The 22,009-nt window shown below is 66.7% G+C and carries 21 protein-coding genes; 10 read left to right on the forward strand and 11 right to left on the reverse strand.

Going from position 1 to position 22,009, the window contains the following annotated elements:
• Positions 1-75: 75 nt before the first annotated feature.
• Positions 76-1,914, reverse strand: a complete 1,839-nt coding sequence (locus ACEN8G_RS21660; RefSeq protein ID WP_413414197.1) for an AcrB/AcrD/AcrF family protein — start codon at positions 1,912-1,914, stop codon at positions 76-78.
• Positions 1,915-2,041: 127 nt separating this feature from the next.
• On the opposite strand from ACEN8G_RS21660, the gene ACEN8G_RS21665 reads away from it, so the two are divergent.
• Complete coding sequence (locus tag ACEN8G_RS21665) at positions 2,042-2,458, forward strand: GtrA family protein (RefSeq protein WP_413414141.1); 417 nt, start codon at positions 2,042-2,044, stop codon at positions 2,456-2,458.
• Position 2,459: 1 nt separating this feature from the next.
• Complete coding sequence (locus ACEN8G_RS21670; protein WP_413414142.1) at positions 2,460-3,188, forward strand: class I SAM-dependent methyltransferase; 729 nt, start codon at positions 2,460-2,462, stop codon at positions 3,186-3,188.
• A 93-nt stretch (positions 3,189-3,281) separates the two neighbouring features.
• Here the strand turns inward: ACEN8G_RS21670 and ACEN8G_RS21675 are convergent, their stop codons facing one another.
• Both ACEN8G_RS21675 and ACEN8G_RS21680 read right to left on the reverse strand, forming a co-directional pair.
• Positions 3,282-4,301 carry a glycosyltransferase family 2 protein gene (locus ACEN8G_RS21675; RefSeq protein ID WP_413414143.1) on the reverse strand — a complete coding sequence of 340 codons (1,020 nt, stop codon included), beginning with the start codon at positions 4,299-4,301 and terminating at the stop codon, positions 3,282-3,284.
• Positions 4,302-4,665: 364 nt separating this feature from the next.
• Positions 4,666-5,223: a hypothetical protein gene (locus tag ACEN8G_RS21680; protein ID WP_413414144.1), complete on the reverse strand. Its 558-nt coding sequence runs from the start codon at positions 5,221-5,223 to the stop codon at positions 4,666-4,668.
• A gap of 256 nt (positions 5,224-5,479) precedes the next feature.
• On the opposite strand from ACEN8G_RS21680, the gene ACEN8G_RS21685 reads away from it, so the two are divergent.
• The 3 genes from ACEN8G_RS21685 to poxB all read left to right on the forward strand — a co-directional run bounded on the left by ACEN8G_RS21685 (position 5,480) and on the right by poxB (position 10,617).
• Positions 5,480-7,687, forward strand: a complete 2,208-nt coding sequence (locus ACEN8G_RS21685) for a TonB-dependent hemoglobin/transferrin/lactoferrin family receptor (RefSeq protein WP_413414145.1) — start codon at positions 5,480-5,482, stop codon at positions 7,685-7,687.
• 21 nt (positions 7,688-7,708) lie between these two features.
• Entirely contained in the window at positions 7,709-8,665 is a 957-nt protein-coding gene (locus ACEN8G_RS21690; protein WP_413414146.1) for a DUF6607 family protein, read from the forward strand.
• 227 nt (positions 8,666-8,892) lie between these two features.
• Positions 8,893-10,617: a ubiquinone-dependent pyruvate dehydrogenase gene (poxB, locus tag ACEN8G_RS21695; RefSeq protein ID WP_413414147.1), complete on the forward strand. Its 1,725-nt coding sequence runs from the start codon at positions 8,893-8,895 to the stop codon at positions 10,615-10,617.
• 5 nt (positions 10,618-10,622) lie between these two features.
• Here the strand turns inward: poxB and ACEN8G_RS21700 are convergent, their stop codons facing one another.
• Positions 10,623-12,713 (reverse strand): RelA/SpoT family protein, encoded by a 2,091-nt coding sequence (locus ACEN8G_RS21700; RefSeq protein ID WP_413414148.1) that lies wholly within the window; start codon positions 12,711-12,713, stop codon positions 10,623-10,625.
• A 116-nt stretch (positions 12,714-12,829) separates the two neighbouring features.
• Positions 12,830-13,141 (reverse strand): CC_3452 family protein, encoded by a 312-nt coding sequence (locus ACEN8G_RS21705; RefSeq protein WP_413414149.1) that lies wholly within the window; start codon positions 13,139-13,141, stop codon positions 12,830-12,832.
• A gap of 151 nt (positions 13,142-13,292) precedes the next feature.
• On the opposite strand from ACEN8G_RS21705, the gene ACEN8G_RS21710 reads away from it, so the two are divergent.
• On the forward strand, positions 13,293-13,790 hold the full coding sequence (locus ACEN8G_RS21710) for a winged helix-turn-helix transcriptional regulator (RefSeq protein WP_307116446.1): 498 nt from the start codon (positions 13,293-13,295) through the stop codon (positions 13,788-13,790).
• A gap of 63 nt (positions 13,791-13,853) precedes the next feature.
• On the forward strand, positions 13,854-14,228 hold the full coding sequence (locus ACEN8G_RS21715) for an endonuclease domain-containing protein (protein WP_413414150.1): 375 nt from the start codon (positions 13,854-13,856) through the stop codon (positions 14,226-14,228).
• Positions 14,229-14,294: 66 nt separating this feature from the next.
• On the opposite strand, the gene ACEN8G_RS21720 is transcribed toward ACEN8G_RS21715, so the two are convergent.
• From ACEN8G_RS21720 to ACEN8G_RS21730, 3 genes are read right to left on the reverse strand one after another with little or no spacing between them, the layout of a single operon-like run.
• Positions 14,295-14,714 (reverse strand): acyl-CoA thioesterase, encoded by a 420-nt coding sequence (locus tag ACEN8G_RS21720; RefSeq protein WP_413414151.1) that lies wholly within the window; start codon positions 14,712-14,714, stop codon positions 14,295-14,297.
• A 58-nt stretch (positions 14,715-14,772) separates the two neighbouring features.
• On the reverse strand, positions 14,773-15,552 hold the full coding sequence (locus tag ACEN8G_RS21725; protein ID WP_413414152.1) for a sulfite exporter TauE/SafE family protein: 780 nt from the start codon (positions 15,550-15,552) through the stop codon (positions 14,773-14,775).
• A 10-nt stretch (positions 15,553-15,562) separates the two neighbouring features.
• On the reverse strand, positions 15,563-16,768 hold the full coding sequence (locus ACEN8G_RS21730) for an LL-diaminopimelate aminotransferase (RefSeq protein ID WP_307116441.1): 1,206 nt from the start codon (positions 16,766-16,768) through the stop codon (positions 15,563-15,565).
• Between the two features lie 122 nt (positions 16,769-16,890).
• Between ACEN8G_RS21730 and ACEN8G_RS21735 the strand changes: the two genes are divergently transcribed.
• The 3 genes from ACEN8G_RS21735 to clpS all read left to right on the forward strand — a co-directional run bounded on the left by ACEN8G_RS21735 (position 16,891) and on the right by clpS (position 20,034).
• A complete protein-coding gene (locus tag ACEN8G_RS21735) occupies positions 16,891-18,639 on the forward strand; it encodes a PHA/PHB synthase family protein (RefSeq protein ID WP_413414153.1) in 1,749 nt (582 codons plus the stop codon).
• A 117-nt stretch (positions 18,640-18,756) separates the two neighbouring features.
• On the forward strand, positions 18,757-19,524 hold the full coding sequence (gene phaP / locus ACEN8G_RS21740; RefSeq protein ID WP_413414154.1) for a TIGR01841 family phasin: 768 nt from the start codon (positions 18,757-18,759) through the stop codon (positions 19,522-19,524).
• A gap of 177 nt (positions 19,525-19,701) precedes the next feature.
• Entirely contained in the window at positions 19,702-20,034 is a 333-nt protein-coding gene (gene clpS / locus ACEN8G_RS21745; protein ID WP_184000090.1) for an ATP-dependent Clp protease adapter ClpS, read from the forward strand.
• Between the two features lie 195 nt (positions 20,035-20,229).
• On the opposite strand, the gene ACEN8G_RS21750 is transcribed toward clpS, so the two are convergent.
• From ACEN8G_RS21750 to ACEN8G_RS21760, 3 genes are all read right to left on the reverse strand, one after another.
• Positions 20,230-20,694 (reverse strand): imm11 family protein, encoded by a 465-nt coding sequence (locus ACEN8G_RS21750; protein WP_413414155.1) that lies wholly within the window; start codon positions 20,692-20,694, stop codon positions 20,230-20,232.
• A gap of 30 nt (positions 20,695-20,724) precedes the next feature.
• Positions 20,725-20,934, reverse strand: coding sequence for a hypothetical protein (locus ACEN8G_RS21755; protein ID WP_413414156.1), 210 nt, complete (start codon positions 20,932-20,934; stop codon positions 20,725-20,727).
• Between the two features lie 244 nt (positions 20,935-21,178).
• Positions 21,179-21,886 carry a Crp/Fnr family transcriptional regulator gene (locus ACEN8G_RS21760; protein WP_413414198.1) on the reverse strand — a complete coding sequence of 236 codons (708 nt, stop codon included), beginning with the start codon at positions 21,884-21,886 and terminating at the stop codon, positions 21,179-21,181.
• Positions 21,887-22,009 lie beyond the last annotated feature (123 nt).

Here is a 22,009-nt window from a genome sequence, read left to right on the forward strand (position 1 = left end):
GAGGGGCGTATTCGATAGCGCGTCGCACTCCCCCTCTCCCCGGCCCTCTCCCCTGAAGGGGAGAGGGAGAAGAGATCAGCGCTTCGTCTCAGGCTTCGCCGCATCCGGCAGATCGTAGCGGATCTTCCACAGCTTGAACGGCAGCGGCGTGCCCGGGCGGACCTGGCGGAGCGGCACCGGTTCGAGCCAGTTCGGCACTTCGCCCCGGGCCAGCTGCGCATAGAAGCCGTTCGGGCCGCGCGAGCGGTAGAGCGTCGTCTCCGACATGTTCGGGCAGACCAGCAGATATTGCGCGCCGTGCGCCCGCGCGATCGGGCGGAAGTTGGGCGTCGGCCAGGTGAAGGCGTGGTGGACGTCGAGGATCGCGCGGCCGTTGCGGTGATAGGGGCCGGCGATGCCGTTGTGATGGGTGGTCACGATCAGCCGCGGCCCGAGATCGACATGGGTGAAGATCGTCGCGGCGGGGATGTCGTCGAGCACGCGCAAATTGCTCAGCCGCGCGCAGGCGGCGTTGGCGGCGGCTACCTTGTCGGGCGGGGCGGGCTTGCCCGGCTTGGCGCCCTTGTCGGCCGAGAACCACGGCACGACCAGCCCGGCCCAGAGGCCCGAGAGCAGCAGGAAGGCAGCGACGGTGCCGAAGACGCGGAGGACGACGCCGAGGACCATCGCCGGTACCTCGCCGATCCAGCGTGCCAGCGGTGCCCTGAGGCCGAGGAACCAGGGCACGACCACGACGAGCAGCGCCGTCGAACCCGGCACCGCGAGCAGCTGCGCGGCGGGGGCGGCGCGGACCTGCCAGAGCAGCATCGCGCTGGCGAAGGCAGTGAACAGCGCGATCGCTGCCCAGCCGACCAGCGCCTCGCTGCGCCGCGCCCGCCAGGTGGCGAACAGCGCGCCGAGCACGCCGATCACCGGCAGGACGGCCATCGGGAAGGCGGTCTTGAACGGGTGCTTGTAGATCGGCCGCGCCTCGCGGACATTGTTGAGCCAGGTATTGGCGAGCTCGTCCGAGACCTGCTCTGGGCGGCCGAGGCATTGCGGGAAGAGCAATGCGAAGCCGGCAACGATCACGGCGCCGGCCAGCGCGGCAAGGGCGAGGCGGATCCAGCGATTGGCCGGGTTGAGCAGCGACAGGCCGAACAGCAGCGCGCCGGCGGCGATCATCACGCTCAGCCATACGGGAGTGAGCGCGTCGCAGCGCAGCACCTGGTTGGCGTTGGAAGCGAACAGCGCGAAGCCGAGCGCCGAGCCGCCGCCCAGCGTCAGGCCATAGACCTGCATGCGGCGGACATCCTCGCGGTCCCAGATCCAGCGCAGTGCGATGATCGCCCCGGCCATCGCGCAATAGGGCAGCATCTCGAGCCCGATGGTGAGCGAGGCGGCGCTCGACAGGCCGACGGTGGCGCCGCCGCGGGCGCGCTTCGGGTCGGCCAGGCCGGCGACGGTGAGCGCGAGGAAGGCAAGCTGCCAGCCATGATGGTCGATGCGCAGGGGGGCGTACATCGACATGGTCGAGGTGCAGCCCATCAGCACGATCAGCGCGACCGGCCAGGCCCAGGGGGCGATCAGGCGGCGGACGGCCAGCGAGAGCCCGGTCATGGCGAGCGCGAGCGGGAGGAGCGGTGCGAGGCCGCAGGCCCAGCGCTCGGCAGTGGCGGTGCCGACGAACGGCTTGAAGGCGAGGATCATCCCCGCGATCGGCAGGTCGACGAGGCGCGACCAGTGGATGTCGAAGCCGCCCAGCGCCGGATCGAGGCGATAGTTGCGCAGATCGTACCAACCCTGGCCGGCGAGCCAGGCGCGGACCTGCATCAGCCGCATATTGTCGTCGGTGTCGCCGAGGACCAGCCAGTAGATGTTGCCCTGGCGGTCATAGAGGAACCACAGGACCACGCAGAGCCAGAACAGCGCCATCCAGCGCAGCCAGTTGCGGTCCAGTTCCTGGTCGAGGCGGAACCCGCCCGGCACGTTCGGCTTCAAAATCGCTTCCCTCGCATTGATGCAGGCATTAGGGCCGCCTTCGGTTCCTGGGCAAGCGGTTGTGACGGCAGTAATCAAGCGATTTGAAGAGATGCGGGCGAATGGCGTGCTGGGACAGCTCGTCCGCTTCGGCATTGTCGGTCTGGGATCGACCTTCGTCTACTCGGTGGTCTACTGGCCGCTGGCGACTTACGCGATCCCGCCGGTGCTCGCCTCGGTTGCGGGCTTCCTGGTCGCGGTGGTGTTCGGCTATGTCTTCCACAGCCGCTGGAGCTTCAAGGGGCACGAGGCCGAGGGCGGGGTGGGAACCCAGTCCAAGTTCCTTGCGGTCCAGTCGGTCGGCATGGCGATGAATGCCTTCTTCACCTGGGTGTGCACCGGGCCGCTGCACCAGCCGACCTGGGTGCCGCTGCTCCCCGTGATCTTCGTCACCCCCGTCATTACCTTCGCGCTCAACCGTTATCTGGTGTTCAAATAAGATGGACCGCATCGTCTACGAGCGCATGGCCGCGCATGACACCACCCATTGGTGGTACCGCGCGCGCCGCGAGATCCTTTCCGACTATCTGACGCGCTACGGCGCGATTCCCGCCGGCGCGCGCATCCTCGAGATCGGCTGCGGCACCGGGCACAACCTGCCGATGCTCGCCCAGTTCGGCGAGATCGACGCGATCGAGATCGACGAGACAGCCGCCGCCAAGGCGAGCGAGCGGCTGGGCAAGAAGGTCGGCTCCTCGCCGCTACCCGAGCTCGCGGGCGTGGCGGACGGCAGCTACGACATGGTCGCGGTGCTCGACGTGATCGAGCATGTCGAGGACGATGTCGCGGCGCTGAAGGCGATCGCCCGGGTGCTCAAGCCCGGCGGCAAGATCCTGATCACCGTGCCCGCGCACCAGTGGATGTGGAGCGCGCACGACGTGGTGAACCATCACAAGCGCCGTTACTCGAAGGGCACGCTGGTCGCCTCGCTGCAAAAGGCCGGGCTGGGCTGGCGCAAGCTGCGCTGGTTCAACTCGCTGCTCTTCCCGGTCGCGGTGGCGGCGCGCCTGCTCGGCAAGCTGACCGGCAAGGACGACAGCGACGATTCGCCGCCGCCCAGGCCGCTCAACACTGCGTTCGAGGCGGTGTTCGGGGTCGAGCGGCACCTGCTCGGCCGGCTGCCGATGCCGCCGGGCCTTTCGATCATCGTGCTGGCGGAGCCGAAGTAACAGTCGTCACCCCGGCGGAAGCCGGGTCTCAGGCGAAGGTGGGGATAGAGCCGCACGAGATCCCGGCTTCCGCCGGGATGACGGTCTAGCCGGTCAGACTTCTCGCGGCGTGACCGGCGAGACGCTGACTTCGCCCGAATCGGCGTAGCGATAGCCGAGCGAGGCGTGGCCCATCACCGGGCCGGCGACGTCGGCGACGATGTAGAGCGGGCGGCGCTTGGACTCGACATAGAGCCGGCCGAGATACTCGCCGATCATGCCGAGCACGAACATCTGCACGGCGCCCAGCACCACAACGACCAGCATCAGCGAGGTCCAGCCCGGGATCGCCGCGCCCATCAGCCAGCCGGCGACGATGTACAGCACCAGCAGCGCCGAGGCCGCGGTCAGCAGCAGGCCGACATGGCTGGCGAAGCGCAGCGGCGCGGTCGAGAAGCCGGTGATCGCGTCGAGCGCGAAGCGGATCATCTTGCCGAGCGGGTATTTGGTCTCGCCGGCGTGGCGCTCGTGCCGGTCATAGGGAAAGGGCACCTGCTTGAAGCCGACCCAGGCGACCATGCCGCGGATGAAGCGCGCCTGCTCGGGCAGCGACAGGAAGGCGTCGAGCGCGCGCCGCGTCATCAGGCGGAAGTCGCCGGTGTCGAGCGGGATCGGCGTGTCGGTGATCTTGTCGAGCATGCGGTAGAAGAAGGCGGCGGTGATCTTCTTGAAGATCGTCTCGCCGTCGCGCTTGCGGCGCACCGCATAGACCACGTCGGCGCCCTGCGAGCGCATCGCGGCGCGCATGTCGGTGAGCAGCTCGGGCGGGTCCTGCAGGTCGGCGTCGATGATCAGGATCTCGTCGCCCGAGCAGAGGTCGAGGCCCGCGGTGAGGGCGAGCTGGTGGCCATGGTTGCGCGACAGGTTGATCGCGACGAGGCGCGGGTCGCCGGCCGAGAGGCGCTGCATGACTTCCCAGCTCTTGTCGCGCGAGCCGTCGTTGATCAGCACGATCTCGTAATCGTCGCCCACCGCCGCGCGGGCCGCGCCGGAGACGCGCGCGTGCAGCATCTCGAGGCATGCCTCTTCATTGTAGCAGGGGATGACGACGGAAAGTTGCGGGCGCTTTTGCATGACCGGACGCCTTAGCGGCGAGACGAGCCGACGTCGAGCGGCCCGTTGCGGACACTGTGGACGCGGATGTTGGCGCGGTTCGCGCGAGTCGCAGCATGGCGGGGGCGGTAACGAAACGCTGTGGGGAGTGCGGCGTACCCTGCGCGCGGACACTCCGGCTCACGGAAGTTGGCACCGCGCTTCGACCCACCCCGCGAAACCCACGCATTTCTGGCGTGCGGACGGTGCTCCACTTGCGATCCACGGTGTCAAAGAGCGGCCCTGGGGCTGATTGGAACATTAGCAGAACGAGTGCCTGTAGGACAGGCCCCTGTGAAGTGGGACACTATGCTTCTGGCAAGTTTGACACTTGCTTTTGGCGCTCTCAGGCCGGCTCGGAGAGGGCACTTAGGTGCCCCGTCGGCTGATCGATAAGGCGGCGAAGGCCCTGCGCTAGGCGGGCGGCGGTAAATACAAACTGTCCGGACAAAGACTGGCCGAACGGTGCTGAGGGCCTTTCAGCGCCATGCGCCTTGAGGAACCCCACCAGCTTTTCTTCCATGTCGAGCTTAACCACGAGATCCCGCACAGGACTATCCTCGAAACTCGCAACACGTATGCGGTGCGCGAACCTGTTCCGGATTTGCGCGATCAGCCGTAGCTCCTCGGCCGCGCCCGGGGTCAGGGCACCAAGGGCCTGCGCGAAGTCGATTTTGCTGACCACCGCCGATAGTGGACCAGCACTCTTCTCGGAGCCGAACATTCTCGCTTTCAGTTCAGGTGTGATCCCAGGGAGGCGAACGCTGATCACGCCGGTCAGGGCGTCCTCAATGAAAGCGCAGCAGACGATCGCCAGCACGCGGTGTTCGGTCGCCTTGTTCCTGGCCATCTCGATTAGGTGCTTCAGATCCTCGTCAAGCCTTTCAGCGCTGTTCTCGCCCATCGCTGAGACACCTCTTAGAGTCGATTTAGGGGTAGTTCAGGCCGCACAGCTCGCTTTGTAAAGGCCAACTCTGATCCGTCGCAAAGTGCCTTGGCCGTCACGTTCGTGCCGCCCGTATTCCCGCCTCTGCCAGGAGCAGTGTCAACTATCACCCTTCCGCCCTGCCCGTCGTTACGGGGTTGACGCCAATCGCCCCGCCCGCCTAATGCAATCCGCGATTGAGAATCACTTGCATTAGCAGAAAGGGTTTCAGGGCATGCGCGGCGTTTTGGGGGTGGGGATCAGCCTGTGGGCCGTGGCGGCGTCGATGCCCGCGCTGGCGCAGGCGCAGGACAAGAAGGCCGACGCGCAGCAGGATTCGACGATCACCGTCACCGCCACCCGCATCCCCGCCGACGTCAGGGAAGTGCCCGCCACGGTCACCGTGATCGACGAGCGGAAGATGGCCGACGCGCTGACCACCGACATCAAGGACCTGGTCCGCTACGAGCCGGGCATCAGCGTGCCGCGCGGCCCGACCCGCTTCGGTGCGGCGCAGGGCACCACCGGCCGCGCGGGCAATGAAGGCTTCGTCATCCGTGGCATCGGCGGCAACCGCGTGCTGATCCAGGTGGACGGTGTGCGCGTGCCCGACGGCTTCGCCTTCGGCGCCCAGTCCTCGGGCCGCGACTATGTCGATGTCGGGCTGGTCAAGTCGGTCGAGATCCTGCGCGGTCCGGCCTCCGCGCTCTATGGCAGCGACGGCCTGGCCGGCGCGATCAGCTTCACCACCAGCGATCCCGCCGACTTCCTGGGCGGCGACAAGAAGGTCGGCGGGCTGGTCCGCGCCGGCTACAGCTCGGCGGACAACGAGTTCGCCGAGACCGGCATCGCCGCCGCCCGCTTCGGCGACCTGTCGGCGATGATCTCTTACACGCGTCGCGACTTCCACGAGCTCGACAACAAGGGCAGCGTGGGCGGCGCCGGCGCGCTGCGCACCGAGCCCAACCCGCAGGACGGCCGCTCCAACGCCGTGCTCGGCCGCCTCGTCTACGAGCCCGATGCGCAGAACCGCTTCCGCATCACCGGCGAATATCAGGACAGCCATATCGACACCAATGTGCTGACCGGCCTCAGCAGCACGGTGGACCTGCTCCAGGCCCGCGACAGCACCAAGCGGGGCCGCATCGCAGGCGACTGGTTCTGGAAGGGCGACGGCCTGTTCGACCATGCCCGGGTGAGCGCCTATTGGCAGGACGGCGAGAACCGCCAGTTCACCGACGAGGACCGCACCCCGGCGGCGGACCGCGAGCGGCTCAACACCTTCGAGAACACCGTGTTCGGCGGCTCGGTCGAAGTCGGCATGCGCTTCGAGACCGGCGCGCTGAAGCACCGCGTGGTGTTCGGCGGCGACATCAGCAAGACGCATCAGGAGGGGCTGCGCGACGGCAAGGTGCCGCCGGCCGGCGAAACCTTCCCGACCCGCGCCTTCCCGGAGACCGACTTCACCCTGGCCGGCGCCTTCATCGCCGACGAGATCGCGGTCGGCCCGCTGACCCTCTACCCGGCGCTGCGCTTCGACGCCTATGACCTGTCGCCCGACAAGGACCCGCTGCTGCCGGGCTTCGCCGCGGCGAAGCAATCGGGATCGCGCGTCTCGCCCAAGATCGGCGCGGTGGTGAAGCTGAGCGACGAGATCCGCTTCTTCGCCAACTATGCCCAGGGCTTCAAGGCGCCCGAGCCGAGCCAGGTGAACCAGTTCTTCTCCAACCTCGCCTTTGGCTACACCTCGCGGCCCAATCCGAACCTGCGGCCCGAGACCAGCGAGAGCTGGGAAGGTGGCTTCCGCCTGAACAGCGGTCCGGTGAGCCTCGACGTGACCGGCTTCATCGCCGACTATGACAACTTCATCTCGCAGGAAGTGACGGGGGGCGGCTTCACGCCGGCCAATCCCGCCATCTACCAGTTCATCAACATCGACCGCGCCAAGGTGAAGGGTGCCGAGGCGCGCTTCCAGGCCAAGGCGGCCAATGGCCTCTCGGGCACGCTGGCGCTGGCCTATGCGCAGGGCAACCAGATCGAGCCGAACGGGGCGCGGGTGCCGCTGTCGACGGTCGATCCGCTGACGCTGGTGATCGGCGCGGGCTATCGTGCCCCCGACGGCCGCTTCGGCCTCGACCTGACCGCGACGCATGCCGCGCAGAAGGAGCTGAGTGCGACCACGGGCCTGTGCACCGGCGGCTGCTATCGCCCCGATGGCTATACCGTACTCGACGCGACGGCATTCGTCCGCGTCACCGACGGGCTGACGCTGCGCGCCGGCGTGTTCAACATCTTCGACAGCAAGTACAGCCGCTGGACCGATGTGCGCGGGCTGGGCCTGACCACCATGGTCGGTGCGGCGACTCTGCCGATCTCGGCGATCTCCGACTCCTATACCCAGCCGGGCCGCAACGGCTCGGTCTCGATCAGCTATCGTTTCTAACCGCTTCTGAGGACCAAGATCATGAAGCTCCTTCTTCCGATCGCATTGTCACTGCTGACCCCGATGCCGGCGCTTGCCCAGGCGCCGGCCGCGGCGCCCGCGGCGAAGTCCGCCTTCGAGGCGGACCGCGCCGACATCCTCGCCATGGCCGGCACCTTCAAGGTGAAGTTCGACATGCAGGAGAGCACCTCCTGGCGTGCCGACTACACGCCGATCCCGGTCAAGGTTTCGGGCGGCAACGAAGTCGTTCGCGTCATCGAGGACAGCGGCAAGACCATTCGCCTCCAGCACCTCCTCGTCGTCGACATGGGCGAAGGCAAGAAGATGGTGATCAAGCACTGGCGCCAGGACTGGCAGTATGAGCCGGCCAGGGTGCTGGCCTATTCGGACCGCGACGCCTGGACCTGGACCGACGTGCCGGCCGCGGAGCGCAAGGGCGCCTGGTCGCAGACTGTCTATCAGGTCGATGACTCGCCGCGCTATGGCGGCTGGGGCAAATGGGCTGCGGTCGGTGGCCAGCGCCGCTGGGTGTCGAACGAGACCTGGCGCCCGCTCGCCCGGCGCGATGCGGTGCGCGGGCCGGTCTATGACCGCTATCTGGGAATCAACCGCCATGCGATCTCGCCGGCGGGCTGGATCCACTGGCAGGACAATCTGAAGATGGACGGCGCCACCACCCCGGTGGTCCAGGAATATGTCCTCAACAGCTATACCAGGTTCAGCGACTTCGACGTGAAGGCGGCGGACGATTACTGGGCGGCGACCAAGGGCTATTGGGCGGCGATCCGCGGCGAATGGGACCGTATCGCCGCAGCCAAGGGCGGCATCCGTATCACCGAGGAAGCCGATCACGGCACGGCGATCGCCGGCCGCGTGCTCGAGATCGCCGACGAGATCCAGCAGGGCAAGACCAGCGAGGCGGACGGGATCAAGACGGCCAAGGCGCTGATGGACCAGGCGACGCGCGCGGCGCAGTAGAGTTTCCCCCTCGGGAAAAGGCCCTCTTTCCTTGGTCGGAGAGGGTCGGGGCGAGTCAGGCGGATCCCAAGCCCGTCGGACTCGCCCCTTTTTTGTCCGTGCAAGACAGGCGCAGCGGGGAACCGGGCGCAGCGCCATCCGTCTCCGGTGCGGCCATACGATGATATGGCTTCCCACCGCCGCGTGTGCGCCCGAGACTGGCGCGCGACGCCAGACGGAGAGTGCCGATGCCGAAGAAAGTGGCCGATGTCGTGACCGGGATCCTCGCCGCGGCGGGGGTGCGACGCGTCTATGGCGTGGTGGGCGACAGCCTGAACGGCATCACCGATTCACTGCGGGCGCGCGGCGACATCGACTGGGTGCATGTCCGCCACGAGGAAGTCGCCGCCTTTGCCGCCGGCGCCGAGGCAGCGCTGACCGGTGAGCTTGCGGTGTGCGCAGGATCGTGCGGGCCGGGCAATCTCCACCTGATCAACGGGCTGTATGACTGCCATCGCACGCGCGTTCCGGTGCTCGCCATCGCCGCGCAGATCCCGTCGGCGGAAGTCGGCCGGGGCTATTTCCAGGAGACCAAGCCCGAGGCGCTGTTCCGCGACTGCAGCCATTTCTGCGAGACGGTGACGCATCCCTCGCAATTGCCCGAGCTGCTCGAATCGGCGATCCGCGCGGCGATCGGCCAGCGCGGGGTGGCGGTGATCGTGATCCCGGGCGATGTCGCGCTGCAATCCTGCGAGGTGCCGATCTCGGCGCCGCGCGCGCTCGCCATCCGTCAGCCCGTGGTGGTGCCAGACCAGGCCGAGATCGAGGCGCTGGCCGAGATGCTCAACGCCAGCGCGCGCGTCACCTTGCTGTGCGGCCGGGGATGCGCCGGCGCGCATGACGAAGTGGTGGCGCTCGCCGAGCGGCTCAAGGCGCCGGTCGTCCATGCGCTGGGCGGCAAGGAGCATGTCGAATACGACAATCCCTATGATGTCGGGATGACCGGCCTGATCGGCTTCGCCTCGGGCTATGAGGCGATGGAATCCTGTGACACGCTGCTGATGCTCGGCACCGATTTCCCCTATCGCCAATTCTATCCCAAGGCGAAGATCGCCCAGATCGATCTCCGCCCCGAGAATCTCGGTCGCCGCGTTTCGCTCGACCTCGCCATCGTCGGCGATGTCCGCCAGGCGATCACGGCGCTGCTGCCGCGGCTGGCCGAGGACCGCGACGGCGCGCATCTGGAGGCCGGCCTGGAAAGCTATCGCAAGGCCCGGCGCGGGCTGGACCGGCTGGCCAGCGGCGCTTCGGGCCGGGCTCCGATCCATCCGCAGCATCTCGCCGAGCGGCTGAGCGCCCTGGCGCAGGACGATGCCGTGTTCACCTTCGATGTCGGCACCTGCACGATATGGGCGGCGCGCTATCTGAAGATGAACGGCAGGCGCCGGCTGGTCGGATCGCTCGCCCATGGCTCGATGGCGAATGCACTGCCCCAGGCGATCGGCGTGCAGGCCTCGCATCCCGGGCGGCAGGTGATCAGCCTGTCGGGCGATGGCGGGCTGTCGATGCTGATGGGCGACATGCTCACGCTGGTGCAGGAGAAGCTGCCGGTGAAGATCGCCGTGTTCAACAACGGATCGCTGGGTTTCGTCGCGCTGGAGATGAAGGCCGCGGGCTTCCTCGAGACCGGTACCGATCTGGAGAATCCGGACTTCGCCGCGGTGGCGCGGGCGATGGGCATGCACGGGGTGCGGGTCGAGGATCCGGCGCTGCTCGATGCGGCGATCGAGGAGGTCCTCGCCTATCCCGGGCCGGCGCTGCTCGACGTCGTCACCAACAGCCAGGAGCTGGCGATGCCGCCGTCGATCACCGCCGAGCAGGTCAAGGGATTCAGCCTGTGGGCGCTCAAGGCGGTGCTCAACGGCGATGCGAGCGAAGTGATCGACCTTGCCCGGAGCAACCTGCTGCGCTGAGCGGGCTAGGCCCGTTCCGCCGAGCTGACCACGTCGGCTGCCCGGAGCGCCGCGAGCAGCCGCATCAGGTGCGCGGCGTTGCGCACTTCCAGGTCCATCGTGTTGGTGTGGAAAGTGGTGTCGCGATTGTCCATGCGCAGGCCGAGGATGTTGGCCTTTTGCTGGCCGATCAGCGTGGCGACCGCGCCGAGCGCGCCGGGCTCGTTCTTCAGCGTGATCTCGATCTGGGCGATGCCGCCCTCGGCCTTGTCGCCCCAGGTGAGATCGACCCAGTCCTCCTCGGTGGTGTCGGCGAGGCTGGGGCAGTCGATGCGGTGGACCTCGATCGGCTCGCCGGGGCGGCGGATGCCGATGATACGGTCGCCGGGGACCGGGCGGCAATCGACCGAGAAGTGGAACGCCACGCCCGGCGTGAGCCCCTTGATCTCGATCGCGTGCTGCTGCGGCGGCAGGTCGTGCTCGTCCTCGCCATCGGTGGAGCCGGGCATCACCGCTTCCATCACCTGGCCGTCGGTGAACTGGCGGCGGGCGATCGCCTCCATCAGCGAGGCCTCGTCCTGGAGCTTGAGCCGCTTCAGCGCATCGGGGATCGCCGCCTCGCCCGGCGGGGTGGGCAGGCGCTCGACGATCTCGTCATAGAGCTTGCGCCCGAGCGCGATCGTCTCCTCGCGCTCCTTGTGGCGGATATGGCGGCGGATCGCAGCGCGCGCCTTGCCGGTGATCGCGAAGTTGAGCCAGTTGGCCTGGGGCTCCTGCGCCTTGGAGCGCAGGATCTGGACCTGGTCGCCCTGGGCGATCTCGGTGCGCAGCGGCACCACCCGGCCGTTGATCTTGGCGCCCACCGCCTGGTCGCCCAGGTTGGAATGGACCGCATAGGCGAAGTCGATCGGCGTCGCGCCCTTGGGCAGCTGGATCAGCTCGCCCTTGGGGGTGAAGGCGAAAATCCGGTCCTGGTACATCGCCATCCGGGTATGCTCGAGCAGTTCCTCGGGGCTGTCGGCATGCTCGAGGATCTCGATCAGGTCCTTGATCCAGCTGACCTGCGTGTCGGGCCGGACGTTGCTCGCCTTGTAGGCCCAGTGGGCGGCGAGGCCGAACTCGGCCTGGGCGTGCATGTCGCGCGTGCGGATCTGGATCTCGATGCGGGTGTCGCCGGCATGGATGATGCTGGTGTGGAGCGAACGATAGCCGTTGCGCTTCGGCGTCGAGATGTAGTCCTTGAACCGGCCCGGCACCATCGGCCAGCGGCGGTGGATCACGCCCAATGCGCGGTAGCATTCCTCCTCGGTATCGACGATCGCGCGGAAGGCCATGATGTCGCTGAGCTGCTCGAGCGACACGTGCCGCTCCGACATCTTCTTCCAGATCGAATAGGGGTGCTTCTCGCGCCCGGTGATCTCGGCATCGATGCCGCCACGGGACAATAGCAATTTCAGGCCCGAGGCGATCTTGGCGATACGGTCCTCGCCCTCGACCTTGAGGCTGTCGAGCCGCTTGTGGATCGATTCATAGGCTTCTGGCTCGAGCTCGCGGAAGGCGAGCGTCTGCATCTCCTTCATGAACTCGTACATGCCGATCCGCTCGGCGAGCGGGGCGTAGATCTCCATCGTCTCGCGGGCGATGCGCTTGCGCTTGTCGGGGTTCTTGATGTGGACCAGCGTGCGCATGTTGTGCAGCCGGTCGGCCAACTTGACGAGCAACACGCGGACATCGTCCGACATGGCGAGCAGGAACTTGCGGAGGTTCTCGGCGGCGCGCTCGCTCTCGGTCTGCGCCTCGATCTTGGAGAGCTTGGTGACGCCGTCGACCATGCGCGCGACATTGTCGCCGAACAGGCGCTGGATGTCCTCGGGCGTGGCGACCGTGTCCTCCACCGTGTCGTGGAGAATCGCGGTGACGATCGTCTCGTCGTCCAGGTGCAGGTCGGTGAGGATGCCGGCCACTTCGATCGGGTGGCTGAAATAGGGATCGCCGCTCGCCCGCTTCTGGCTGCCATGCGCATTGACCGAGAAGACATACGCCCGGTTGAGCATCGCTTCATCGGCATCGGGGTCGTAGCTCAGGACCCGGTCAACAAGTTCATATTGGCGCAGCACGGGAACTAGATGGGGCCCGGGGCTGTTGCTTTGCAATAAAATTGAGCGCGATCCGGAAGTTCCGAACCGCGCTCAACTGCTTTATCGGTGCTGGTGTGGCGCTGGCGCCATACCGCTTAGTGTGCCTTGGCGTTGCACTTATCGAGCGCGGCGGCGTCGAAATCGGTGCCGTTGGCGCGGAAGGCCGAGAGCTTGCCGACTTCGCGGGCGACCAGCTCGCAGACGATGCCGTCACGCGCATTGGCCTTGGCGGCGGTGCAGGTGCCGGCGCCGCACTTCCACAGCGTGGAGCGGGTGACGAGGCTGGTCTTGGCCGGCGCGGCGACCGGGGTGGCGGCGTAATAGCCGTTCGGGGCACCCTGCGCGATGCCGGCGGCGGGGACGAGGGCCAGCGTGGCCGCGGCCGCTGCGGCGAAGAAGCGGGTCATGGGAAATCCTCCTGGGGGTCGTGAACCTGCGACCGGAGTCGCGACTCAGTTTCTAATTGACATAGAAGTAAGTTGCAACGAGAAACTTTTGCTGCAATGCAAGAAGTTACGGCATTCCGTAGCGTCAGCTTTTGCGATAGGATGACAAGTCATGGGTGGTGCCATTCGAGAATCCCTGCGGCAACTGGCCAGTGACTGCAGCCTGCCTGCCGCGCTGGAAGCGATGGGCGAGCGCTGGTCGTTCCTGATCCTGCGCGGGTCGTTCAACGGACTCCATCATTTCGAGGAATTCCAGTCCGAGCTGGGCATCGCCCGCAACATCCTGGCCAACCGGCTGGCGCGGCTGGTCGACAAGGGCATCCTGGTCCGCGAGCCCTGTGCCGACGATCGCCGCAAGATCGAATATCGCCTGACCGACAAGGGCTATGCGCTGCTGCCGGCGATGATCGCGCTCAGGCAATGGGGCGAGCGCTGGGAAACCGGTACCCCGGCCTATCCGGTGCTGGTCGACGCGCGCGACAGCCGGCCGATCCGTGCCGTGCAGGTGCTGAGCCATGACGGGCGGGCGCTGGGCAAGGGGGACCTGCTCTGGGCGCTGCCGGAGGATGTGGTGAGCGACGACGTGCCCGAAGTGAAGGCGGCGGAATGAGGGTCCTTATCCTCCCCCGCCAGGGGGAGGTGGCGCCGAAGGCGACGGAGGGGGAGGACGGCAATGCGTCTCGATGGCGCGGACGGCGGGAGGCGAAATGCGAAGCGCCTTCGCCAGCAGATGACGCCTCCTGAGATCGGCCTCTGGCTTGCGCTGCGTCGGAACGAACATGGGCTGCGCTTCCGCAGGCAGCATCCGGCGGGGAACTATGTCCTCGATTTCTATTGCGCGACTGCGCGGCTGGCGATCGAGGTTGACGGAGAAGCGCATGCCCGTGGCGACAGGCCGGCGCGCGATGCGGTTCGAGATGCCTGGCTTTCAGATCAGGGCGTGCGTGTGTTGCGCTATTCGGCCGAGCAGGTCCTGACCAATCTCGAGGGCGTGCTGCGGCAGATCGTGGTGGTTGCGGTGGCGCGGCGGGAATCGATCGCAAGCTGATCGCTTGCCTCCCCCTCCGTCATGCTGCGCATGCCACCTCCCCCTGGCGGGGGAGGATTTATGAAGTCAGCCGCCCAGCCCCTCCAGCCGCGTCCGCACATTCTCCGGGATCGGCTTCGACTTGCGCGTCTCCAGGTCGACATGGACGCTGACCATCTCGATCTCGGTGTGCAGCTCGCCGGTGTCGGCGTGGCAGAGCTCGATGCGCATCGTCATGCTCGAGGTGCCGACACGCTCGACCCGGGCGAAGCCTTCGACCATGTCGTCGAACACGAAGGGCTTGCGATAGTCGACGCGTGCGCTGACGACGTTGAATTCGGCGTCGAGCCAGTCGGGGCCGATCTCGCCCAGGTCCGCCCAGCGCCAGAACTCGCCCAGCGTGACGTCGGCATATTCGAGATAGCGCGAGTTGAAGACGATCTTCTGCCCGTCGATCTCGGAATAGCGGACGCGGAAGCGGGTGGAGAAGCGGAAGCCCTGGCGCATGGGAGTGGGGTGGCGCGGTGTGGGCGTCAGGTCAACCTGGCAGTTCCCCGGCGAAGAGCTAGGTCAGCAGCTTGAACCCGACGATCGCCAGCACGGTGGCTAGGATCGGGGTCAGCACGCGGTCCGAGACGCGCGTCGCGATCAGGCTGCCGACCACGATGCCGGGGATCGAGCCGAGCAGCAGGGTGAAGAGCAGGCCGAGGTCGACCGAGCCCATCGACCAGTGGCCAAGCCCGGCGATCAAGGTGAGCGGCACCGCATGGGCGATGTCCGACCCTACCAGCCGGGCGACCGGCGAGCCGGGATAGAGGACGAGCAATGCGGTCATCCCCAGTGCGCCGGCGCCAACCGAGGTGAGCGAGACCAGCACGCCGAGGACGGCGCCGAGCAGCACGGTCAGCGCCGCGACCTTCTGCTCGTCCAGTTTCGCGAAACGACGCCCCGCCGCGCGGACGATGCGGACGCGGAAGAACACCGCCAGCGCCGTGAGGACCAGGGTGACGCCGAGGATCGTCGAGATCAGGTGGCCGGTATCCCGGGCGTCTCGGTGCGCGGCGGCAAGGTAGAGCAAGGTGAGGATCGTCGCCGGCACGCTGCCCGTCGCCAGCCGGCCGACCACCCGCCAGTCGACCGACCCGCGCCAGCCATGGACGGCGGTGCCGACCGCCTTGGTGCCCGAGGCATAGAGCAGGTCGGTGCCGACCGCGGTGGCCGGGTGGAAGCCGAAGACGAGCACCAGCAGCGGCGTCATCAGCGAGCCGCCGCCGACGCCAGTCAGCCCGACGAGCAGGCCGACCAGCACCCCGGCCAGCGAGTAGAGCAGGTCGATATGCGGCACCGGCTGGGGCTCAGCCCGCCTTTGCCGTGGTGTTGACGCCCATCGACTTGAGATACTGCTTCACGTTGCGCGCGGCCTGGCGCAGGCGCTGCTCGTTCTCGACCATCGCGATGCGCACGAACCCCTCGCCATTCTCGCCATAGCCGACGCCGGGCGCGACCGCGACCTTGGCATGGGTGAGCAGCTGCTTGGAGAATTCGAGGCTGCCGAGATGGGCGAGCGCCGGCGGCAGCGGCGCCCAGGCGAACATCGAGGCGGGCGGGGAAGGAATCTCCCAGCCGGCGCGGCCGAAGCTCTCGACCAGCACGTCGCGGCGCTTGTGATAGAGTTGGCGGTTCGCCTCGACGATGTCCTGCGGGCCGTTGAGCGCGGCGCAGGCGGCCGCCTGGATCGGCGTGAAGGCGCCGTAGTCGAGATAGGACTTCACCCGGGTCATCGCCGCGATCAGCTGCTTGTTGCCCACCGCGAAGCCCATGCGCCAGCCGGCCATCGAATAGGTCTTGGAGAGCGAGGTGAACTCGATCGCCACGTCCTTGGCGCCCTTGACCTGCAGGATCGACACGGTCGGCTTGCCGTCGAAATAGAGCTCCGAATAGGCGAGGTCGGAGAGAATCCACACCTTGTTCTCGCGCGCCCAGGCGACGAGGCGCTCGTAAAAGGCGAGATCGACGGTCTCGGCGGTGGGATTCGACGGATAGTTGACCACCAGGATCGAGGGGCGCGGCACCGTGAAGGCGATCGCGCGCTCTAGGCTCTCGAAATAATGCTCGTCGGGCGTGGTCGGAACGGCGCGGATCGTCGCGCCGGCGAGGATGAAGCCGAAGGTGTGGATCGGATAGCTGGGGTTGGGCGCCAGCACCACGTCGCCCGGCGCGGTGATCGCGGTGGCGAGGCTGGCGAGGCCCTCCTTCGAGCCCATCGTCACGACGACCTCGGTCTCGGGATCGATCTCGACCCCGAAGCGGCGGGCATAGTAATTGGCCTGGGCGCGGCGCAGGCCGGGAATGCCCTTGGACTGGGAATAGCCATGCGCGTCGGGCTTCTGCGCGACTTCGACCAGCTTCTCGATCACGTGCGGCGGCGGCGGCAGGTCCGGATTGCCCATGCCGAGATCGATGATGTCCTCTCCCGCCGCGCGCGCCGCTGCCCGCATCGCATTCACTTCGGCGATGACGTACGGGGGCAGGCGCTTCATGCGGTAGAATTCTTCGGACATTTCCTCAACTCTCAGGGGTTGGAGCGCGGCACGACGCTGTGCCGTCCGGGTTTCCTACGCCATGTTCGCGTCTGCGGGAATGACGAGTTGCCTGTGCTGCGCTAAAGCAGTGCTTGAAGAGGATGAGCATGGCCGAGACGACCACCCCGCCGATTCCCGATCTCAAGGACCTGCAGCACTGGACCTGGGTGCTGGGCCGTGCGCAGCAGATGATGCTCGAGCATGGCTTCGATCTCATGGAGCAGATGCCGGCCGCACAGCCATTCGGCGCGCTGTTCGATCCGAGCGTGGCGGTGAAGGCGACCACCGATTTCTGGTCGGACACGATGCAGCTGTGGCAGCGCTTCCTCGATCCGCAGAACGCCGTGCCCTTCGCGGAGACGCCCGAGCAGGCGCGCGACAAGCGCTTCAAGGCGCCGCAATGGCGCGAGGAGCCGGTGTTCGACTTCCTGCGCCAGAGCTATCTGGTGATCGCCGACCATATGCTGCGCGGCGTCGATGCGCTGGAGGGGATGGACCCGAAGCAGAAGGACCAGGTGCGCTTCGCGACCAAGGGCTTCCTCGACGCGGTGAGCCCGACCAACTTCCCCGCGACCAATCCCGAAGTGCTCGAGAAGATCGTCGAGACCAAGGGCGAGAGCCTGCTCAAGGGCCTCAGCAACATGATGGGCGACCTCGCCAAGGGCCAGATGACCCAGACGGCGGAGGGGGCGTACGAGCTGGGCCGCAACCTGGCGATGACGCCGGGCAAGGTGGTCAAGCGCACGCCGCTCTACGAGCTGATCCAGTACGCGCCGGCCGAGGGCGCGCCGGAAGTCTATGCGACGCCGCTGCTGATCTTCCCGCCCTGGATCAACCGCTTCTACATCCTCGATCTCAACCCCGAGAAGAGCTTCATCCGCTGGGCGGTGGAGCAGGGGCTGACCGTGTTCGTCGTGTCGTGGAAGTCCGCCGACGCGTCGATGAAGGACGTGGTGTGGGACGATTTCGTCGAGCGCGGGCAGATCGACGCGATCGACACGGTGCGCGAGCTGCTCGGCGTGGAGGGCGTGCACACGATCGGCTATTGCGTCGCCGGCACCACGCTCGCCGCGACGCTGGCGGTGCTGCACGCGCGCGGCGAGGCGGAGAAGGTGGCGAGCGCGACCTTCTTCACCGCGCAGGTCGATTTCTCCGAAGCGGGCGAGCTGGGCATGTTCGTCGACGACGACCAGCTGGCGATGATCCGCAGCCTGGGGACGGAGGGCTTCCTCGACGGGCGCTACATGGCCGCGACGTTCAACCTGCTGCGCGGGCGCGACCTGATCTGGAACTACGTCACCAACAACTACCTGATGGGCAAGGACTATGCCCCGTTCGACCTGCTCCACTGGAACTCGGACGTGACCAACCTGCCGGCCAGCTGGCACATGAGCTACCTGACCGACCTGTACCGCGACAACAAGCTGGTCCAGCCCGGCGCATTGGCGATCGGCGGGACGCCGCTCGACCTGTCGAAGGTGCGGACGCCGACCTATGTCCAGGCCGGGCGCGAGGACCATATCGCGCCGGCGCAGAGCGTCTGGAAGATCACCCATTATTTCCAGGGGCCGCTCAAGTTCGTGCTGGCCGGATCGGGGCACATCGCCGGGGTGGTGAATCCACCTTCGGCGCAAAAATACCAGTATTGGACCAATTCGGACAAGGTTGAGACGCTCACCGAGTTTTTCGCGGGAGCGAAAGAGACTAAGGGGAGTTGGTGGCCCGATTGGATCGGCTGGCTCGATGCGCTCGATGCCGCGAAGGTTCCGGTCAAGGGCGCGCGGATACCCGGCAAGGGCAAGCTCGAGGCGATCGAGGATGCCCCAGGGAGCTACGTGCGGGCGCGCTGATTTATCATCTAAATTGAAGGGCTTGGGTATTTTTGTGCACTGCACAAAAGTGCTTGCATTGCCGCGCAGAAGTCCCTACATGCTGCATCGCAGCAATAGCTTTAGGGAAGGCACATCATGGCCACCAAGGGACCGAAGTCCGGCGCGGCAAAGCCCGTCGTTCAGAAGCCTGCGGCGCGCGCCAAGGCCGCGCCAGGGAAAGTTGCTGTGCCCGAGGCTGAGAAGCCCGCGCCGGTCGAAGCCGCCGAGACGATTGTCCAGGTGCCCTTCGCCGAGCCGGTCCCGGTTCTCGAGGCAGCACCGCAGGAAGTGACCGAAACCGTTGAAGCCGTGGTCGAGCCCGTCATCGAGGCTGCCGCGGAAACCGCACCCACCGCCGTGGAAGCCGTCGAAGAGACGCTCGCCGCGCCGGCAGTCAAGGAAACCGTGAAAATGGCAACTACCTTCGACAACAGCACCGTCGAGAACGCCACCGCCAAGGCCCAGGCCCTGTTCGGCGAGTGGAACGAGCGTACCAAGGCCGCCGTCGAGAAGTCGACCAAGCTGGTCGAGGAAGCCAATGACTTCGCCAAGGGCAATGTCGAGGCGCTGGTCGAGTCGGGCCGCATCGCCGCCAAGGGCTTCGAGGGTCTGGGCCAGGACGCTGCCGAATATGGCCGCAAGTCGTTCGAGAGCGCGACCGCCGCGCTGAAGAACCTCGCCACCGTCAAGTCGCCGGCCGATTTCTTCCGCCTGCAGAGCGACTATTTCCGCGGCGCGTTCGACTCGTACGTCGCCGAGGCTTCGAAGAACACCGAGGCGCTGATCAAGCTCGCCAGCGACGCGGCCCAGCCGCTGTCGAACCGCGTTGCCGTCGCCGCCGAGAAGGTGAAGACCGCGGCGTAAGCGGGCGCTTCCGGCCAGCCGGAAGTCAGGAATCAGGGCGGTCCTTCCTCCGGGAAGGGCCGCCTTTCCTTTTATCCAATCCCAATCGGGGTCTACGCGTTCGCCGCGGCCTTGCCCTAGCGGACGCGAACCCATATTTTCCGCACCGTGACAAATCCCGTGAAATTTCAGATCCGCATGGCCGAAGACGGCAATGACGACGATCGGGGGAACAACCCCTCGATCGGCCTTGCCACGCGCACCCGCACGCGGACCAAGAAGCCGACGCCCTACCGCGTGCTCATGCTCAACGACGACTACACCCCGATGGAGTTCGTCGTGCTGTGCCTGCAGCGCTTCTTCCGCATGGACATGGAAGAGGCGACGCGGGTGATGCTGCATGTCCACCAGCGCGGCGTGGGCGTGTGCGGCGTGTTCAGCTATGAAGTCGCCGAGACCAAGGTGAGCCAGGTGATCGACTTCGCCCGGCAGAACCAGCACCCGCTGCAGTGCACGCTGGAGAAGGCGTGACCCCGGCCTAGGCCATATCGACATTCAGCGACGGCTTGTTGGGATATTATCCTTCCCCGCCAGGGGGAGGTGTCAGCCACAGGCTGACGGAGGGGGCGGTAGGCGACCAATTAGCGGTTTGCTGACCTCCCCCTCCGTCGCGCTACGCGCGCCACCTCCCCCTGGCGGGGGAGGATAGATGAAGGTCGATGCTGCCTAGGCTTCCGCCGTCCGCTCGCGCGGCGTGGGCGGCTGCATCGGCTGGAAAGACGCGCCGAGAAAGCCATGGGCGCGCCACGCATCGGCCAGCACTTCATCGAACACCATGTGGAGGCTGTGCTCGGGCAGCAGGAAGACATGGTGGTCGGCGGGCAGGTCGGGCGCCATGTGGATGTCGTAGAGGTCGCCGATCCGGGAATATTTCTCTCCGGTAATTCCGTCCTCGCCGTGCCGGATGTCGAACACCGATCGCGACTTGTCGAACCCGGGGGCGAGCCTGGCGACGTCCATCAGCCAATAGGGTTCGATCGGGCGCCCTCCCCGGGTGACGGTATCGCATTCGGCGAAGTCGAAACCCTCAGGATCGATTGCGCGGAGCAGCTCACGGGCCCGGCTGTAAACCAGCCGGCGGGTATGCAAGCCATAGATGTCGAGCGGCTTGTTGCGATCGGCGACGATCACCCGGGGCCTGGCCTGCAGCGCGGGCAGGCCTTAGCTGCTCTCGGTGCGGGATCCCCAGGCGACATATTTGCGCGGTCCCGCGGTGATCGGAACGACATCGCCGACCAGCGTGGTCGTGACCGGATAGACTTCGAGCGGGTTGAGCAGGTCGTAATCGCTCGGATTGTGCCGGAAGGACGAGTCGAGCTGGTGGTAGCGCCGGCGCGCCGGATCGGACGGAATGTCCCTTGGCCACTGCATCGCGCATCCCCCTGCCGGACCAGCGTGACCGCGCGCTCCCATTCACGCAAGCTGTCGTTACGCCCCTGCCTAAGGACTTACACCATAGGCGTTTTTCCGGGCGACACAGCCGGGCCGCGAATCGGTAGAAGGACCGCAGTTCCTGGGAACCGGGGGGTTTTGGCGGGAACAAAGGGCCGGACGGCGCGAGCTTGTCACCGCAGACGTCCGGCCCACCCTTTTTCTCGAAATCGCCGGAAGCCGCTCAGCGCCCCTTGGGGAGCCAGCCGAGGTCGAGCCCTTCGTAGCGGTTCACGTAATTGGCCGCGCGGGCGAGCGCGCGCTCGTCGAGCAGTGTCACCCGGCCGCCTTCGCGCGCGATCAGATGCTCCTCCTCCAGCTGGCGCAGCATGCGGTTGACGTGGACGGCGGTCAGGCCGGTCGCGTCGCCCACTTCCTCCTGCGTCAGCCCCAGCGAGAAGACATTGGCCAGGCTCTTGTCGGTCGCGCGCAGGCGGTTGCGCAGCTCGAGCAGCAGCGCCGCGACGCGTGCCTTGGCGCTGGTGCGGCCGAGCGCGGCGAGCCGGTCGGTGAGCGCCACCCGCTCGATCTGTGAATGGACCAGCACCATCGCCGCCAGCCGGGGATGCTCGCGCATCAGCTCGGCGAGCGCGCCGCGATCGAAGGGCGAGACGACGCAGTCGGAGAGTGCCGCCAGCGTCTCGGGCGCTTCCTGATAGACTGCGCTGGAAACGCCGAGCATGTCGCCGGGGAAAAGGAAGCGCAGGATCTGCCGGCTGCCATCGTCGAGCAGCACATAGCTCATCATCAGGCCCTTGCGCAGGATGTAGAGCTCGCCGCCGCCTTCATTTTCGCGCTGAAGCACCGCCCCGCGGCGCACCTGCCGCTGGCGTTCCTCCAATTTTTCGAGCGCTTTTTGCTCGACCTCTGTCAGATCGATCAACTCGCTCAGCTTCTCCGCAAAGCAACTGCCGGACACGCGATGGCTTCCCCCCAGCGGCGATGCAAAGCAGTGCAATTGAATCAATGCATTAAAATCGATCAATGGCGCAAAAAACGCTCGGCCTTGCGTGCG

This window comes from Sphingomonas sp. Sphisp66 (assembly GCF_047324325.1).
Taxonomy (GTDB): domain Bacteria; phylum Pseudomonadota; class Alphaproteobacteria; order Sphingomonadales; family Sphingomonadaceae; genus Sphingomonas.